17 protein-coding genes are annotated in these 16,302 nt (G+C 52.8%); 3 read left to right on the plus strand and 14 right to left on the minus strand.

What is annotated here, in order from left to right; all coding sequences use genetic code 11:
- Positions 1–44: 44 nt before the first annotated feature.
- The 13 genes from MED297_RS11315 to hemB form a co-directional block, all read right to left on the minus strand.
- Positions 45–923, minus strand: a complete 879-nt coding sequence (locus tag MED297_RS11315) for a cytochrome c (protein ID WP_040557012.1) — start codon at positions 921–923, stop codon at positions 45–47.
- A 40-nt stretch (positions 924–963) separates the two neighbouring features.
- Positions 964–1,830, minus strand: coding sequence for an SPOR domain-containing protein (locus tag MED297_RS11320; RefSeq protein WP_040557014.1), 867 nt, complete (start codon positions 1,828–1,830; stop codon positions 964–966).
- A gap of 38 nt (positions 1,831–1,868) precedes the next feature.
- The gene (gene aroE, locus MED297_RS11325) at positions 1,869–2,681 is read right to left on the minus strand and encodes a shikimate dehydrogenase (RefSeq protein ID WP_008045020.1); all 813 of its coding nucleotides are present in this window, start codon (positions 2,679–2,681) and stop codon (positions 1,869–1,871) included.
- Between the two features lie 111 nt (positions 2,682–2,792).
- Entirely contained in the window at positions 2,793–4,448 is a 1,656-nt protein-coding gene (locus MED297_RS11330; RefSeq protein WP_008045021.1) for a putative bifunctional diguanylate cyclase/phosphodiesterase, read from the minus strand.
- Between the two features lie 216 nt (positions 4,449–4,664).
- Positions 4,665–5,426, minus strand: coding sequence for a twin-arginine translocase subunit TatC (gene tatC / locus MED297_RS11335; protein ID WP_040557016.1), 762 nt, complete (start codon positions 5,424–5,426; stop codon positions 4,665–4,667).
- Positions 5,407–5,784: a Sec-independent protein translocase protein TatB gene (tatB, locus tag MED297_RS11340; protein ID WP_008045023.1), complete on the minus strand. Its 378-nt coding sequence runs from the start codon at positions 5,782–5,784 to the stop codon at positions 5,407–5,409. Before tatB ends, tatC begins: the two co-directional genes overlap by 20 nt.
- Positions 5,785–5,853: 69 nt before the next feature.
- Complete coding sequence (tatA, locus tag MED297_RS11345) at positions 5,854–6,090, minus strand: Sec-independent protein translocase subunit TatA (RefSeq protein ID WP_008045027.1); 237 nt, start codon at positions 6,088–6,090, stop codon at positions 5,854–5,856.
- Positions 6,091–6,122: 32 nt separating this feature from the next.
- Positions 6,123–6,482: a histidine triad nucleotide-binding protein gene (locus MED297_RS11350; RefSeq protein WP_008045029.1), complete on the minus strand. Its 360-nt coding sequence runs from the start codon at positions 6,480–6,482 to the stop codon at positions 6,123–6,125.
- A gap of 49 nt (positions 6,483–6,531) precedes the next feature.
- On the minus strand, positions 6,532–6,864 hold the full coding sequence (locus MED297_RS11355; protein ID WP_008045031.1) for a phosphoribosyl-ATP diphosphatase: 333 nt from the start codon (positions 6,862–6,864) through the stop codon (positions 6,532–6,534).
- A 29-nt stretch (positions 6,865–6,893) separates the two neighbouring features.
- The gene (gene ubiB / locus MED297_RS11360; protein WP_008045032.1) at positions 6,894–8,519 is read right to left on the minus strand and encodes a ubiquinone biosynthesis regulatory protein kinase UbiB; all 1,626 of its coding nucleotides are present in this window, start codon (positions 8,517–8,519) and stop codon (positions 6,894–6,896) included.
- Positions 8,516–9,133: a ubiquinone biosynthesis accessory factor UbiJ gene (locus MED297_RS11365; protein ID WP_008045033.1), complete on the minus strand. Its 618-nt coding sequence runs from the start codon at positions 9,131–9,133 to the stop codon at positions 8,516–8,518. The genes ubiB and MED297_RS11365 overlap by 4 nt, the downstream gene beginning before the upstream one ends.
- On the minus strand, positions 9,130–9,897 hold the full coding sequence (gene ubiE, locus MED297_RS11370) for a bifunctional demethylmenaquinone methyltransferase/2-methoxy-6-polyprenyl-1,4-benzoquinol methylase UbiE (RefSeq protein ID WP_008045034.1): 768 nt from the start codon (positions 9,895–9,897) through the stop codon (positions 9,130–9,132). Before ubiE ends, MED297_RS11365 begins: the two co-directional genes overlap by 4 nt.
- Before the next feature lie 126 nt (positions 9,898–10,023).
- Entirely contained in the window at positions 10,024–11,022 is a 999-nt protein-coding gene (gene hemB, locus MED297_RS11375) for a porphobilinogen synthase (RefSeq protein WP_008045035.1), read from the minus strand.
- 231 nt (positions 11,023–11,253) lie between these two features.
- Here hemB and trxA point away from each other — a divergent pair, with 231 nt between their 5' ends.
- The 3 genes from trxA to MED297_RS11390 all read left to right on the plus strand — a co-directional run bounded on the left by trxA (position 11,254) and on the right by MED297_RS11390 (position 14,232).
- Positions 11,254–11,580 (plus strand): thioredoxin TrxA, encoded by a 327-nt coding sequence (gene trxA / locus MED297_RS11380; RefSeq protein ID WP_008045036.1) that lies wholly within the window; start codon positions 11,254–11,256, stop codon positions 11,578–11,580.
- A gap of 163 nt (positions 11,581–11,743) precedes the next feature.
- Positions 11,744–13,000, plus strand: a complete 1,257-nt coding sequence (gene rho, locus MED297_RS11385; RefSeq protein ID WP_008045038.1) for a transcription termination factor Rho — start codon at positions 11,744–11,746, stop codon at positions 12,998–13,000.
- Positions 13,001–13,428: 428 nt separating this feature from the next.
- Positions 13,429–14,232, plus strand: coding sequence for a substrate-binding periplasmic protein (locus tag MED297_RS11390; RefSeq protein ID WP_008045040.1), 804 nt, complete (start codon positions 13,429–13,431; stop codon positions 14,230–14,232).
- 18 nt (positions 14,233–14,250) lie between these two features.
- Here MED297_RS11390 and MED297_RS11395 read toward each other — a convergent pair whose 3' ends face one another.
- A complete protein-coding gene (locus MED297_RS11395; RefSeq protein WP_040557029.1) occupies positions 14,251–16,287 on the minus strand; it encodes a methyl-accepting chemotaxis protein in 2,037 nt (678 codons plus the stop codon).
- Positions 16,288–16,302 lie beyond the last annotated feature (15 nt).

Genomic DNA, 16,302 nt, shown 5'->3' on the forward strand with positions numbered 1-16,302 from the left:
ACTGAACCTCTATTGTGCCTGACTGCACCTTATTTCTCAGCTGATTATTGCAAAGAAAACAAATACTCAGCCATCGCACGCCGATCCGATTCACTGAGGTAAACCGTGCCGTAGTCAATTACTTCAACCATGGACCCGCCGACAAAATCACCATCCGGTAACATGCCATCTGCCAGAAAGTACATCAGGTCCAGTTCATTCCAATCCATTTGCGACAATGCCCGACCGTGGATCGGTGGCGCCCAGTTGCCACCGGGAAGCTGGTCATTTCCGCCCATGTACGGCGGGATAAAAGCACCCAGACTGTTGCGCGGGTTGTGACATTCGCCGCAATGAGCCACGGCATCAACCAGGTATCGACCGCGGCCGACCTCGGTAGATTGATCAATGTTCAGACTTCTAGTCGTCGCAAACAGCCAGCGCCATGGCTTCAGACCCAGGCGGATATTAAAGGGAAAACGTAACTGATGAGGCGTTGCCTCTTCATCAACGGGCTCGGACGCCATCAGGGCGGCATATAGATGAGCAACATCCTCATCGGTCAGACTACGGTAACTCAGGAATGGGAAGGCGGGATAGTAGGCATGCCCGTCAGGACTCACGCCCTGCCGCAACGCTTTTTCGAAATCACGCAGATTCCAGTCGCCGATTCCATGGCTGTCACTGGACGTAATGTTTGGCGCATAAAATGATCCAAAGGCTGTTTCAAGTTCGTGCCCACCGGCGAATGCGCTGGCGCTATCGTCTTCAGTGCGGGTATGACAAGCATAACAACCCGCCACCTGCAGCAGGTGCTCACCCTGTTCAACGTTGCCGGACACGGTGATGTCAGGACGATCTTCTCCAATGGGTGCCAACATCAAACCGACCCCGGCAGCAGCGACGATGATCACTATTACTGCCAACCAAACCCGCCATTTCATTGCTACTCTCCCGATGTCGTCTTCTTTCTGAGAAACGTTGTTATCGGACGCCATCGTACAGAATGCTGTCCAAACCTGCATTTTTTAATTGAGATTGCAATGCGACGGCCCGGGCCTTCGGAAACGGCCCCAGTAAAAAGCGATGCACGTTCAGTTCATTGTCAAACCACACAACCTGTTGCTCACGCTGAGCAGACAAACGTGGATCCTGTTCAAGCCGTGCGACGGACTCCTGTTGACGAAACACACCCAACTGTACGTACCAACCTTCAACTAAACTCGGTTGACTGACCGCAGTCGGGATCTCAGTGGGTAGCACTGTTTCACTCGAGCTTACTGCATTGTTTTGGACGGGTTGCTCCGGAGGATCCTGCTGATCCGGTAGCGCGGGAATTTTCATTGTCTGGATGGCGGCCTGATCGATTGGTCCACCCTGATAGACCGCGCCCTTCGGTTCGGCTCGTTGCATCCGACGATCCAGCGAATCCATGCGTAACAACCAGAAACGCAGACCTATGCGCAGTTGCTGATCAACCGGTTCAGATCCCCAAAGCAGCTCTGAATAAAAACCAGTGCCGGTACCAATGCGCCGCTCGAAACCCGCACCGAGTTGTCCACGCCAGTTACTTTGATTTGAGGACCAGGTTAACCCGAGGAGCGGATACCAGTGAGTATTTAAATCCGCGCTGAAACGCAGCCGAGCCTGCGCGCCGATTCGCACCACAGACGCCTCAAAGGGATCGCTCAGCTCCAGGCTTGAGGCGAGCGATAAACGCGGGAGTGGGTTGGTTGCGATCTCGAGACCCAGACCGCTGTATTGTGGTAAACGTGGTGTTGTAACTGCATACAATGACAGCTGTTCATCGGTCGCTGCAACCTGCACGCAGGTTAGCAAAGCTACGGACATTCCCAATCCACGCCAGAACATGAGTATCAGGCGTCCGCTCAGCCGCGCAGACCGGCACGTAGATCGCGTATCACCGAGTCAGTCTGTGGCGTGACACCTCGCCAGATGGTAAAACTTTCAGCGGCCTGCCCAACCAGCATGCCCAGCCCATCAGCACAATGTTCCGCACCCTGCTCTTTCGCCCAGGCCATAAAGGCCGTGGGCTCTTTGCTGTACATCATGTCATAACATTTGGTGCCCGCATTGACGAGACCGGGCGGCAGAGGCGGCACCTGGCCTGACAGGCTCGCAGACGTTCCATTGATGATGATGTCGAACTGGCCACTCAACTCTTCAAAAGTACAGGGTGTCAACTCAGGAAAATCATCGGCCAGTTCCTCCACTTTCTTCAAAGTGCGATTCGCAATCACCAGACTGGCGGGATTCTGTTCAAGCAACGGGTCGAGCACTCCGCGCACCGCACCTCCCGCGCCCAGAATCAGAATATGCTGATTTTCAATCGGCCAATTCAGATTTTCCGTAAAATCGCGGATTAACCCGATACCATCGGTCGTATCACCGTAGATTCGCCCATCCTCTAAGCGCATCAGTGTGTTGACCGCCCGAGCCCGTTTCGCCCGTTCTGACATCTCATCGACAAAATCAAACGCGTCACCCTTGAACGGGACAGTCACATTAAACCCGGCATATCCATCTTTGAACAATTGCCATACGCGCGTTTCAAAGCTGGTGATGGGCAGTTCAATGCCTTCATACTCAAGCGTTTCGCCGGTCTGCTCGGCAAATAGCGTATGTATTTTCGGCGACAGACTGTGTGTAATCGGATGTCCGATAACTGCGTAACGATCCATGCATCAACCTTTTCACTGGGTTTTCGGTGACCTTAATAGGCAAGGCTACGTTTGTCTACCGAGAAGTATAGTGCTTGTTTTCAGACTTGGCTGACGCATTTCGGTGAATGCTTAAGGCGATGAAAGATAGGAAGAAATGGCGTTAGCTTTTCGAGCGTAATCGATAAACTTGGCTAATGGCAACGCTTTAGAAAACAGATAGCCTTGGCCTTGTTCACAGCCCATGCGTTGCAGCTTTTCAAGTTGGTCGGGTTGCTCAATGCCCTCTCCAACCACTTCCAGGTTCAGGCGATGCGCAAAACCGATAATCGACTCCACAATGGTCAGTGCCGATCGATCCTTCGCCATGCGTTGCACAAAGCTCTTATCAATTTTCACAATGGAAATGGGAAACTCCTGCACATGAACCAGCGCAGAGTAACCGGTTCCAAAATCGTCTAGGGAAATTTTCACACCGAGATCGCTGATGGCCACCAATGTTTTCTTGACCAGTTCCGGATTGCTCAATACGGCGGTTTCTGTCAGTTCAAACTCAAGCTGACTGCGAGCGGATTTCCAGTTCAGTATTCGTCGTGGCAAACCGTCACAAAATGTCGGGTCCTGAAGCTGTTTAAAGCTTAGGTTAATGGCGATATTCAGGCCTTTCATGCCCTGGCGTTCGAGCTGAGCCATATCCTGCTCAGCACGCGACAAAATCCAGTTCCCCAGGGGCAAAATCATGCCACTGTTTTCTGCCACATAAATAAAATCGGACGGCGGTATGGACCCATACCGAGGATGCTCCCAACGAATCAACGCTTCCATACCGACCACCTGACGTGACTTCAGATCGATACGGGGCTGATAATGCAGCTGGAACTCGTCTTCGCGCAGGGCTCGCCGTATTTCGGCCGCCATGTCCATCTGAAACCAGGGGCTTGCACTACGATCGTACAGAAACACCTGCTGTTTGTGACGCTTGCCGGTCACCATGGCTTCATGGGCTTGTGCGATCAGTTCTTCTGAAGTACCGACAATATCCGGATACAGGACTGCACCGATATAGGCGGAGGCATAAATCCGTTTTCCAAACAGTTCAAACTGATGCCCGAAGGAGCCACGCACCAGATCCAATGCCTGCAACAACTCTTCTTTATCTGAGAGATCCTCGACCAACAGCAGGAACTCATCACCACCCAGCCGACCCACCGAAAAACGACCGCCCATCAACAAGGCCAATCGCTGCGCGACCATGCACAGGACCTGATTGGCAATGGCATAGCCGTGTTCTTCATTGATCTTCTGAAACTGATCGAGATCGACAGAACAGACCCCAAAGGGACGTCCTGTCTGTTTCGTGGTTCCGATCGCCTGATCCACGTGACCGGCAAACCCTTCGGCATTCAGACTGCCGGTCAGGGAGTCGTGCGTCGCCATCTTACGAATCACTTCGCGGCGGTGGAATGCCCTCAGCAACACCTGAGTCACCTGTTCACTGCTCAGGTTATCTAACAGTAAAACGTCGTGTACACCAAACTCCAGCAACGCACTAAAGCGGGGTTCAAGAAACTCAGGTTCAATGGCTATCCACACCGCTTCCTGTTGATTCAGTAGAAACGTATCCAGATGGCGCTCATCAGCAATAAAGAAAACGACGTCAAAGCCGTCGGTGGGACTGAACCAGTCTATCGTTGCAGATCGATGACCAAGCGACATCAGCAGAGCGCTTATGCGATCCTGCATGTCGATGTCTGTCAGGAACAGACCAATGTGCAACTTTTCCTGCATGGCCACTACTCGGAAATCCCGTAATACAGGTATAGTCTCAGGTCGTGAAAAGGATGTAACCTTTTGAAACAATTATGTGATCGAATCGACACTTTCACATTTCCAGTGTTAGAAATGTGATCAACCTCACACGCAAACGGCAGATTGTTTACTTTGTGATCGGTTTTGGTAGTCAATCTGTGCCACTCAAGTGCATCCAGTCTGTCGAATTGACAGCTACTCCTCAGAAGTCGCATCTGGCGTCACGGACGGTAAAAACCGGCTCATCAACAACCCCACCTCAAACAATGCGTACATAGGCACCGCGAGGATCGACTGAGAAATGACATCCGGTGGCGTCAGCAACATCCCTAAGACAAAACAACTGATAAAGATGTAGGGTCTTTTCTCACCCAGCGACTTTGCAGAAACCATTCCCGCGCGAACCAGTAAAAACGTCGCGATCGGAATCTCAAACGCCAAGCCGAAGGAGAAAAACATTTTCAGACAGAAATCCAGGACGTTCGTAATATCGGGCATGATGTTAACGCCTTCCGGCCCACTGCCGGTAAAGAAGCCAAACACCAATGGCAACACCACGAAATAGACGAAAGCGACGCCCGCATAAAACAGAAAAACACTGGAGATAAACAGGGGGATGGCCAGACGACGTTCATGCTTATAGAGTGCTGGCGCAATAAAGCCCCAGACCTGATGAAGAATGTAGGGCATGGCGACCAGAACAGACATGACAAAGGCCAGTTTCAATGGCACCAGAAACGGCGAGGCGACGCCCGTTGCAATCAACGCTCCGTTTTCCGCGTCGGGCAGCAATGCATTCAGCGGTTTCACCAGAATCAGGTACATTTCGCCAGAGAAGAAGTACAGACCGATGAAAATGACCAGAACAACGACAATACTGCGCAACATGCGATCCCGAAGTTCCCGCAGGTGCTCAACAAGAGGCATGGAATACTGGTTAGGATCGTTTGGCGTCATGGGCGTCTTCGTCAGAATGGGCGTGATCTTGTGGGGCTGGTTCAGCGCTTGGGTTTACTTCAGCGTCGTCAGTTTTCACCTCAGGTGCGATCGATGGCACTTCGGCATCTTCGGATTGATGAGTCGGCGCTGATGGCTTGGTGAAGTCCAGGTCCTTAGTTTCAGCCATAATTTTTTTGTTCAACTCATCGAGCTTCACTTCCTGCTCAATCTGGTTCTGCAGGCCGGTCATAAATCGACGGGCCTGACCTACGGTTTTCCCAACCGTCCGCAGAACGCCGGGCAAACGCTCGGGGCCGACGACCACCATAGCAATCACTGCCAGTACCAACAGCTCCGCAAATCCAACATCGAACATTGATCACCTCTGACCATGATTTCCATCCGTCGTATCGATATCAGATACGACCGACAACACTCGCACCAATTAGCGGGTCTTTTCTTCGTCTTTTTTGACTTCTGAAAAATTTGCATCCGCCTTGTCTTTTTCTTCCAAAGACTCCGGAGATTTTTTCTCTTCGTTACCATTCATGGCGTCTTTAAAGCCTTTGATGGCGCCACCCATATCGCCACCAATATTTTTCAGACGCTTGGTCCCGAAGATCAGTACAACAATGGCCAGTACGATCAGCAATTGCCAGATTGAAATACCACCTAAACCCATGAGTAAACCCTCTCTAAATCAGTCGGTTTTGCTTAATTATCGGCGATCGGAAAGCCCGACCAGGTCGCCTTCCGGACATCGCCCAGAATGTGCGCGTGAATATGATCGACTTCCTGTCCACCGCCAGGCCCGGTATTCAGTACCAGACGGAAACCTTCGTCCAAGCCCATGGCTTTGGCGATCGATGGTGCCTTCGACATCATCGCCTGTACCAGCGGCTGATGGCTATCATCCATTTGGTATAGATTGACGATGTGTTGTTTCGGAATCAACAACACGTGCACCGGCGCTTTCGGGGCAATGTCCCAAAACGCGTAATGGTCCTCGTCTTCAAAAACCTTTTTCGACGGAATGTCACCCGCGACTATTTTACAGAAAAGACAATCTGTCATGTGAGGCTCCTTTTGACATTGACTATGGTCAGGCCGCTCTGGCTGATTATTATTCTTTACGGCTGGCCTTTTCTTCCAACCCGGACAGACCTTCGCGACGAGCCAGTTCCGTCAGTACATCTTCAGGACGAAGCCCTAACTCTGCAAGCATCACCAGCGAATGGAACCACAGATCAGCGGTTTCATAGATCACTTTGTCGCGCTGCGAGTCGTCCTGCTGCGCATTTTTGGCGGCTAATACGGTTTCCACCGCTTCTTCGCCCACTTTCTCCAATATCTTGTCCAGCCCCTTGGCGTACAACGAGGCAACATAGGAGCTGTCGGCACTGGCCGTTTTCCGAGACTCCAGAGTGTCGGCCACTTTTGTCAGGATATCAATCATCAGTTTCTCTGCTTCGTTCAGTCGTCTTTTCAGGGCCAGAGCAGTAGCAATACCGCCACCGCGCCTGCCAGCATCTGACCGGCACTCAGTTGAGCCAGCCATTGTATGGATTCATGTTGCCAAAAGATGACAACCAGCAGCGCCACAGCCGCCAATCGACGAATCAGGCGGCGCGTCAGTCGTCTTTCGCGCATCTCCAACTGAGCAATCTGCAGCTGAATACGCTCTTCGGCGGAACCAATCTGACGCAGCTGCATCAGTGACTCATGCACCAGATCGGGCATCTGCGGAGCTTTAGCCAACCAACTGGGGCCGTGCTGCCGTACAGCATTCAGGAAGCGTTTTGGCCCAACCTGCTCTTTCACCCAGCTCTCCAGAAATGGCTTGGCCGTCTTCCACAGATCCAATTGCGGGTAGAGCTCACGGCCCAAGCCTTCAATGTTCAACAATGTTTTCTGCAACAACACCAACTGCGGCTGGACGGTCATGTCGAAACGACGGGCGGTTTGAAACAGGCGGATCAGCAACAGGCCAAAGGATATTTCACTGATTGGCTTCTCAAATATCGGTTCACAAACACTGCGAATGGCGGCTTCAAACTCGTTAACCCGGGTACTGGCGGGCACCCAACCGGACTCTACATGCAGTTCAGCAACCCGGTAGTAATCCCGGTTAAAGAAGGCGAGCATGTTCTGAGCGAGGTAGCTCTGATCTTCGCGGGACAGCGAGCCGACAATGCCGCAGTCGATACCGATGTACTTCGGCACATTTGGGTCAGTCAGGTCGACAAAGACATTGCCCGGGTGCATGTCGGCGTGAAAGAACGAATCCCGGAACACCTGAGAGAAAAAGATTTCAACGCCGCGTTCGGCCAGCATTTTAAAGTTGGTTCCACGCGCCTTCAGGGTGTCGATGTCACTCACGGCTACGCCGTAAATACGCTCGAGAACCAGCACTTTTTGCCGTGTCAGATCCCAATAGACTTCCGGTACATAGAGCTTGCCGTCCGCCAACGTGTTACGCCTCAATGTCGCAGCATTCGCGCCTTCTCGCAGCAGATCCAGCTCATCAAAGATTGTCCTTTCAAACTCGTCTACCACTTCCACCGGACGCAACCGTCGACCATCCGGTACCAGGTTAATCAGGTGAGCCATCCATTTCATGAGCCGGACATCTTTGCGGATGGTCTTTTCAATTCCCGGGCGAATCACTTTAACCACCACTTCGGCACCCTCCGGCAATTGGGCCGTGTGGACCTGAGCAATGGACGCCGACGCTAGCGGCTTATCATCGAAACGAGCAAAGCATTCACTGAGCGGTTGTCCAAGTTGCGCCTCCACAATGGCCTTAGCCTGGTGGCTGGGAAAGGGCGCGACCCGGTCCTGGAGGTAAGCCAGTTCAACAGCCATTTCTTCCGGCAACAAATCCCGGCGGGTAGAGAGAATCTGCCCGAACTTGATGAACACCGGCCCCAGGGCTTCCAGTGCCAGACGCAGGCGCCGGCCCTGATTGTCGCGAGCGCGGTAGATCCAACGCAACGGAAACAACCACAGCGCCAAGCGTAAGAACCACGGTAAAGCTTCATGCTCCAGCAAGGTATCCAGTCGATAACGCCCGGTCACCCAGACAATACGGAAGGAGCGAAAGATGCTCATGAGGTCATCGCCTTCACCCGAGCCTGCAGGCGATTCAAGCGCGCCTGCAGCCGTTCGGTGTCCTGTCGTACACGCGTCAGTTCCTGAACATGATCCTGCCACAGTGATTGCGGCACCAGCCATCCGCTTTCTTCTCGCAGAAAATTCCGGCCGGTACGTGCAGCTGAGTTGAACTGATTACGCGCAACGCGGCTGAAAAACCGCAATCCATCGGAGATAACATGGGCGGCCAGGTCACCGATGCGGTCACCAATTGCCATTTCCCAATCGATGTCCAGGTGGGACATAACGGCCTGAATGGCAAAAAACGTCCGGGTATCGCCCTCGATACTGATGGAGTGCGCCATCATGGCGGCGGTTCGATCTTCTGCACGAAGCACCGCAAACAGATCGGCGGCACGACCACTGACGCGGGCATCAAAGGGTTCACGGGTACCCGACTCACAGAACACAAAGCCATCGGCTTCAATACTGACACTGAAAGACACCGACGGTTCAGTGACCTGCAATACGAGTGTTTTACCCGCCAGAGCGACAATTTTTTCCCGGGCCTGGGGGTCATAGTTTAGCCCGTCGTTAATGAGCGTCTGCAGTGGCAGCAGCCATCCGGTCATGCTTTGACACCTCGATGCAACGCCACAATGCCACCGGTCAGGTTGTGATAGGTCACGCGTTCAAAGCCCGCGTCGTACATCATCTGCTGCAAAGTGTCCTGATCCGGGTGCTTGCGAATGGACTCAGCCAGATACTGATAGCTGTCGGCATCTTGCGTGACCAGCTTGCCCATGACCGGTAACGCCTTAAAGGAATAGGTATCGTAGGCCTTACTGAGTAGGTCATTGGTCGGTTTTGAAAACTCCAGCACCAAAAGCCGGCCGCCGGGCTTTAACACGCGGAGCATTTCTTTAAGCGCAACGTCTTTGTGCGTTACATTCCGCAAGCCAAAGGCAATAGTGACCACATTGAACTCATCATCCGGGAACGGTAAGACTTCGGCATTGGCCTGCACAACATCGAGATTACCCGCAACGCCCCGATCGGCCAGTCGATCACGCCCGACTTTCAGCATCGATTCATTAATGTCCGCAAGTACCACCTTACCTGTCGGCCCAACCCGGCGTGAAAACGCGAAACTTAAGTCACCGGTACCACCGGCAATGTCCAACACCCGATGCCCTGTACGCACGCCGGACATCTCGATGGTGTATCGTTTCCAGGCGCGATGAACACCAAAGGACATCAGGTCGTTCATGACGTCGTACTTCGCGGCGACAGAATGGAAAACGCCGGCCACCAGCTTTTCCTTTTCGTGTTCATTGACCGTTTTAAACCCGAAGTGGGTGGTTTTGGATGGCTCAGTTGATTTGTGTTCGGACATGGAGGGCTCGACTGTAGTTATCGGCGTTATTGTAACCTTTTCGATTATCCGGTGCATTGTTCAGGGATCGAAGAAGGTGTCAGACACGCCGAGGCCAAGCGCTTCGGCGTGACAAGGATTAAGCGACTATCGTTCCGACGCCAACCAGCGGGCGATATCTTCGGCGTAATAAGTGATGATCAGATCACAGCCGGCTCGCTTAAAGGCGGTCATCGTTTCCAACACGATGGCCTTTTCATCAATGACACCGGCTGCGGCACCGGCTTTGATCATCGCGTATTCACCACTGACGTGATACACCGCCAAAGGGCGCTCACTGTGAGCACGAATGTCTGCAATGACGTCGAGATAGGCCGTCCCCGGTTTCACCATCAACAAATCAGCGCCTTCGGCTTCGTCCTGCAATGACTCGGCCAGCGCTTCGCGCGCATTGCCCGGGTCCATCTGATAGCTTTCACGCGTCCCTTTAAATGTACTGTCGACCGCATCGCGGAACGGTCCATAAAACGCTGAGGCGAACTTAGTGGAATAACTCATCACCGGGATGTGCGAGAACCCGGCATCATCCAGGCCGGCCCGGATCGCGCTGATCATGCCATCCATCATGCCGGACGGCGCGATCATGTCGGCACCGGCCTGAGCCGCAACGACTGACTGTCGCGCCAGATTCGCGAGTGTCGCGTCGTTGTCGACATCGTCACCGGCAATGACACCGCAATGGCCATGGTCGGTGTACTCACAAAAACAGTTATCTGAAATCACCACCATGTCCGGTGCCGCCGTTTTGGCGGTTCGGATCATGCGCGCCATTAGCCCGTCTTCCTGCCAACTGTCCGAACCACAGTCGTCTTTATGGTGCGATACACCAAACAGAATGATGGCACGAATGCCTAACGCTGCTGCCTTTCGGACGATATCTGCCAGGTCTTTTTCCGGATACCGGTAAACGCCCGGCATGGAGGAGATCGCGACCGCCTCGGAAATGTCTTCTTCTATGAACAGAGGCAGAATGAGATCTTCGACCCGCAGATGCGTTTGACGCACCAAATCGCGTAAGGCGGCCGTGCGACGTAAACGCCGGAACCGGAAATCGGGGGTCGGGGTAATGAGGTGATCGGCCGCCATAATGCACTCCTGAACTGATTGACGGCGCAATTCTGAAGCCCGCTGCGCGGAACTGCAAGTCAGTAATCACTGACCTTACAATCGCCGAAAAATAGCCTTTCAGCAATCCCTAGCCGAGATTGTTCCGAATGTGGAACAATATATCCTGTGGTTTTTGCCCCTGCAAAACATAGACACCGCCAATACAAACGGTACACTCAGCAGCTCAACTCTTAACGAACTGTTTAACACATGAGCGAAAACATTCTTAACGTAACCGATGACAGCTTTGAAACGGACGTTCTGCGTAACGAGCATCCCGTCCTGGTCGACTACTGGGCAGAGTGGTGCGGTCCCTGCAAGATGATTGCCCCTGTTCTTGAAGAGGTTGCGGACGAGTACGCGGGTAAGATGGTCGTCGCCAAGCTGAACATCGATGACAACCCGAATACTCCGCCAAAATATGGCATTCGTGGCATTCCAACGCTGATGATCTTCAAAGGCGGTGAAGTTGCTGCAACCAAAGTCGGTGCGCTGTCCAAATCTCAGCTGCTGGAGTTCATCCAAAGCAACAGCTGATCTGCGTAACGCTCGTTTCAGGCACCGCAATTGGTGCCTGATTGCTTAAAAGTCTGGACACTACCGTCCTAGCCACCTATATTGTCTTGAAATCGAACAATAATTCTTTTTTCTAACCAACCTTTGAGCTCCTTCGCTCGTCCCACTTCAAGCCTGAAAATCTATGAATCTTAGTGACTTAAAAACCAAAGCCGTGCCTGAACTATTGGATATTGCAAAATCCATGGGCCTGGAAAACATCAACCGTACCCGTAAACAAGACCTGATTTTCACCATCCTCAAGCGTCACGCGAAGAGTGGTGAAGACATCTATGGGGACGGCGTACTGGAAATTTTGCAGGATGGTTTCGGCTTTCTGCGCTCCGCATCTGCGTCTTACCTGGCCGGTCCGGATGATATTTATGTATCGCCGAGCCAGATCCGTCGATTTAACCTGCGAACGGGCGACACCATCGCCGGTAAAATTCGCCCGCCAAAAGATGGCGAACGTTATTTTGCCCTGCTCAAAGTCGATACCATCAACTTTGCGCCGCTGGAAAAAGCAAAAAACAAGATTCTGTTTGAAAACCTGACACCGCTGTTTCCGGATGACCGACTGGTCCTGGAAGCAGGCAATGGTTCTTCTGAAGACATGGCTGGACGTATTCTCGATTTGGCGTCTCCAATCGGTAAGGGCCAGCGCGGCCTGATCGTATCTCCGCCAAAGGCGGGTAAAACCCTGATGCTGCAGAATGTGGCACAGGCCATTACCCGGGATGCTCCGGATGCGTACCTGATGGTTCTGTTGATCGACGAACGTCCGGAAGAAGTGACCGAAATGCAACGCTCCGTGCGTGGCGAAGTCATCGCATCGACCTTCGATGAGCCCCCGGCACGTCACGTACAGGTCGCCGAGATGGTGATCGAGAAAGCCAAGCGCCTGGTTGAGCACAAAAAAGACGTCATCATTCTGCTGGACTCCATTACCCGTCTGGCCCGAGCCTACAACACCATTGTACCGAGCTCCGGCAAGGTTCTGACCGGTGGTGTGGATGCCAATGCCCTGGAGCGTCCAAAGCGCTTCTTCGGTGCGGCACGTAACGTTGAAGAAGGCGGTTCATTAACCATCATCGCCACCGCTCTGGTCGATACCGGTTCTAAGATGGACGAAGTAATTTACGAAGAGTTCAAAGGCACCGGTAATATGGAAGTGCATCTGGACCGTAAAATTGCGGAGAAACGCATCTTCCCGGCCATCAATATCCGACGTTCCGGTACCCGTCGCGAAGATATGCTGACGTCTGAGTCCGAACTTCAGCGCATGTGGATTCTGCGTAAGCTACTGGCCGAAATGGACGACGTGGCGGCTATCGAGTTCTTAATTAACAAACTCAAGCTAACCAAGTCCAACGACGAATTCTTCAAGAGCATGAAAGGGTGAAACCCCGATGCGCCTCCGGCGCAAAAAAGACCCCTTAACGGGGTCTTTTTAGGGGTTTCACGGCCGCACAAGGATGTGCGGACAGGAACACGGCCACGGACGGATGTGCCTCCGTTCTCCGCGCGAAACCACCCTTAACGGTATTCATTTAGCGGTTTTACGACTGCACAAAGATGTGCAGGCTGGAACCCAGCCAAGGATGGACGTGCCTTCGCTTACAACTCGAAAGCACCCTTTAACGGTTTTACGACTGCTCTTAAAGCACTCGACTTATCAAACCAGCCAATTGACCTGCAAACCACCAACACCCAAACTCTCCCGAACCTACACCCAACCCACTCAACAGCCGCCTCGTCAAAATTACCAATTGAGTCTTAGCGTATGACCTTCTATCTTTTCTTTGTACATAACCATAAGAAAACGTTCTGATGATCCGAAAACACTCAGGTTTCTTCGCTGTACTGGTGCTTTTCTGTTCGATGATTTTCAGTCAGGTTCAGGCTGAGAATCATGCGCCCAAAACACTGATTATTGCCTACGAAGACAAGGCTCAGTTTCCCTATTATCTTGGTGACTCTCAGTCCATTCCTGAACGGCCCGGTGTCGCTGTTGAAATGGTCCAGGCACTTCAGGACATTTTACCCGATACCCGCATTGAGCTGAGACGATACCCATGGAAACGCTGCCTGGTCCTGCTGGAGAACGGGCGGGTCGATGCCATCTTCAACGCATCCTATACACGCGCTCGCAGTCGGTTTGGTCAGTACCCATCGACAGACGACGCTCCGCACGACCCGGAGTACCGACTGACCAACATCAGTTATCACTGGTATCGGCACATCGACAATAACCGTGCCGAGCTCCCGACACCAACCTCTGACGTTGCCGCCCCATCCGGCTACTCCGTGGTCAATCTGCTGAAATCAATGGGTTACCAACCGTCGACACCCGAAAGCTCCTATTCGGCTTTACGTATGGTGACGGCGGGCTATGTGCAAGCCGCGGCTCTGCAAACTGTGACGGGGGATCGACTGATACAACAAAAACCAGAGCTTAACCGATTGGTTCGTATCGAGCCGGCAATCACGGAAAAGCCCTATTACCTGCTTTTCTCGAAGACGTTCTACGAGCGTTATCCGGAACTCACCGTACAGCTCTGGCAAGAAATCCGCCGACAACGCGAGCAACGGCTGCCCGCGTTGCTGGACACCTACCTGGCAGATGATCAGTAAGTGCCCAGCGCGCCTGGATCAGTCGAGATTGAACTCACTGATCCGTTTACGAGTCTGAGCCGCCAACTCACTGAGAGTGCTCGCAGCGGTGGCCGTCTGCTCAGCCAACTCTGATGATGTTCGGATGGTATCGCTTAAGGTAATCGAACTGGAATTGATTTCCTCTGCCACAGAGCTTTGTTCTTCAGCGGCGGTTGCAATCTGAATGGTCATGCTGGCAATGTTCTGCGTGTTATCGGCAATGCCGTTCAGCTCCGCTTCAACTTCACTGGCCATACGCGCCGACTCCAATGATTGTTCCCGAACGGACGTCACCTGAGTCACCGCCGTTTGCGATTGGGACTGAAGACTCTCGATGGTCTCACGGATGTTTTCGAGGGAATCCTGTGTTCGCTTGGCCAGACTGCGGACTTCATCGGCGACAACGGCAAAGCCACGCCCCTGCTCTCCGGCACGGGCCGCTTCGATGGCGGCATTTAACGCCAACAGGTTGGTTTGATCGGCAATCTCGCCAATCACATCCAGAACTTCACCCACACTCTCTGACTTTTCCGCCAACTGAGAAATGATGTCACTGGTACGCTGCAACTCATCGGCCGATTGCTGTATCTGATTACGCGATTGCGTCATGCGCTCAGTACCATCTATCACGGATGCTGAGGTTGAGTTCGTCGCCTCCGAGGTATTGTTCGCGTGCTCAGCGACCTCTTTCACGCTGGCCGCCATCTCGTGAATCGCTGTCGCGACCTGTTCGGACTCTTCATTCTGTTTCTGTACCACCGCCCGGTTTCGGTCGACGATATCATCCAGCGAATGACTGGCGCCCGTGAGCGCTTCGATCTGCTCCTGCAGTCCCCGGATAAGTTCGCTGATGGAACTGCGGGTCTGCTCCATATCAAACATCAACAGATGCGTTTCGTTCGCCGAGGCATCCGGTAAGCGACGATGATCTAAAGAACGTCTCAAATCGCCTCGGCCGAGTGCGGTCAATCGCTCCCGAACCTCTTGCAACGGAGCCAGTCGATTCCTGACCGTCACAAAAGTCAGCAACAGCAACACAAATACACCAATCACGGCTTCCACGATAAGCGCATTTCTCAACCGCAGCGTTGATGCGGTAAATTCCTCGGTATAACCGATGCCGCCGACCACCCAATTCCACTCCTCAAACCGTTGGTAGGCCAAAATTTTATCCTGCTCGCGACCGTCTTCGGTGCGACTGAAAACATAGGCGCCGTTCTCATCAGCAAAGACCGTTGATCCCTTTAACAACCCATCGGCATCGGTCTGTCCGGCTAATGGCTTACCATCCAACGAAGGGTGAACTTCCATAACCCGGGTATCGGCATCCACAGCAAACACATAGCCGGTTTCACCGATCGAAACCCGGGCCATGGTACTTTGCAAAGCCTGCATTTTTTCGGTGAAATCGACACCCACAAAAAGAATACCGATCACCCGACCCTGACGGTCGGTAACCGGATCGTATCGGGTCATGTAATCACGACCGAACAGCTTGGCTCGACCGATGTAAGATTCACCTGAACGAAGTACTGAGTACCCGGGATGCGAGGAGCCTAAATACTCGCCCACCGCACGCTGACCCGTCTCATTTTTTAAACTCGTGGCGACCCGAAGGAAATCGTCTCCCATGGCAACAAACACAGTGGCCACCACGCCGGTAAGTTCAGTGAACGCATCCATCCGTGCGGAATCGTTGTTGAGTGCTTCACCATTCAGCGTCAAAACCGGAGCGGAATGTCGTCCGGTCTGCTGCCGCTGGCTGGTATTCAACTCAAACCGACCTTCTAACGTTGACGCTAACATGTCCGCATCGCGACTGATTTCGTACTCCAGGCTGCCATGAAACTGTTGAAACTGAGCGTGAACCAGATCGACCTGACGGGAAATTTCCTGCTCCGCTTTGTGAAGAGCGTCCCGAGTTGAATTAACCGACATCAAAAATATGATGATTCCGAACACGAACACATTCATCAGAAGTAGCAGACTGAGGATCTGTGTCGTGAGTGATTGCCTGCCAATACGGATCGACATGGGGGCTCCAGATAA

Origin of the sequence: Reinekea blandensis MED297 (assembly GCF_000153185.1) — a bacterium.
Classification (GTDB): Bacteria; Pseudomonadota; Gammaproteobacteria; order Pseudomonadales; family Natronospirillaceae; genus Reinekea; species Reinekea blandensis.

What these genes read in the sequence shown, in the direction of transcription:
- trxA (WP_008045036.1), top strand. Translation starts at nt 11,254, where the DNA reads ATGAGCGAAAACATTCTTAACGTAACCGATGACAGCTTTGAAACGGAC.
- MED297_RS11365 (WP_008045033.1), bottom strand. Translation starts at nt 9,133, where the DNA reads ATGACCGGATGGCTGCTGCCACTGCAGACGCTCATTAACGACGGGCTA.
- MED297_RS11315 (WP_040557012.1), bottom strand. Translation starts at nt 923, where the DNA reads ATGAAATGGCGGGTTTGGTTGGCAGTAATAGTGATCATCGTCGCTGCT.
- rho (WP_008045038.1), top strand. Translation starts at nt 11,744, where the DNA reads ATGAATCTTAGTGACTTAAAAACCAAAGCCGTGCCTGAACTATTGGAT.
- MED297_RS11320 (WP_040557014.1), bottom strand. Translation starts at nt 1,830, where the DNA reads ATGTCCGTAGCTTTGCTAACCTGCGTGCAGGTTGCAGCGACCGATGAA.
- MED297_RS11355 (WP_008045031.1), bottom strand. Translation starts at nt 6,864, where the DNA reads ATGATTGATATCCTGACAAAAGTGGCCGACACTCTGGAGTCTCGGAAA.
- ubiE (WP_008045034.1), bottom strand. Translation starts at nt 9,897, where the DNA reads ATGTCCGAACACAAATCAACTGAGCCATCCAAAACCACCCACTTCGGG.
- MED297_RS11395 (WP_040557029.1), bottom strand. Translation starts at nt 16,287, where the DNA reads ATGTCGATCCGTATTGGCAGGCAATCACTCACGACACAGATCCTCAGT.
- tatC (WP_040557016.1), bottom strand. Translation starts at nt 5,426, where the DNA reads ATGACGCCAAACGATCCTAACCAGTATTCCATGCCTCTTGTTGAGCAC.
- MED297_RS11390 (WP_008045040.1), top strand. Translation starts at nt 13,429, where the DNA reads ATGATCCGAAAACACTCAGGTTTCTTCGCTGTACTGGTGCTTTTCTGT.
- aroE (WP_008045020.1), bottom strand. Translation starts at nt 2,681, where the DNA reads ATGGATCGTTACGCAGTTATCGGACATCCGATTACACACAGTCTGTCG.
- MED297_RS11350 (WP_008045029.1), bottom strand. Translation starts at nt 6,482, where the DNA reads ATGACAGATTGTCTTTTCTGTAAAATAGTCGCGGGTGACATTCCGTCG.
- tatB (WP_008045023.1), bottom strand. Translation starts at nt 5,784, where the DNA reads ATGTTCGATGTTGGATTTGCGGAGCTGTTGGTACTGGCAGTGATTGCT.
- MED297_RS11330 (WP_008045021.1), bottom strand. Translation starts at nt 4,448, where the DNA reads ATGCAGGAAAAGTTGCACATTGGTCTGTTCCTGACAGACATCGACATG.
- tatA (WP_008045027.1), bottom strand. Translation starts at nt 6,090, where the DNA reads ATGGGTTTAGGTGGTATTTCAATCTGGCAATTGCTGATCGTACTGGCC.
- hemB (WP_008045035.1), bottom strand. Translation starts at nt 11,022, where the DNA reads ATGGCGGCCGATCACCTCATTACCCCGACCCCCGATTTCCGGTTCCGG.
- ubiB (WP_008045032.1), bottom strand. Translation starts at nt 8,519, where the DNA reads ATGAGCATCTTTCGCTCCTTCCGTATTGTCTGGGTGACCGGGCGTTAT.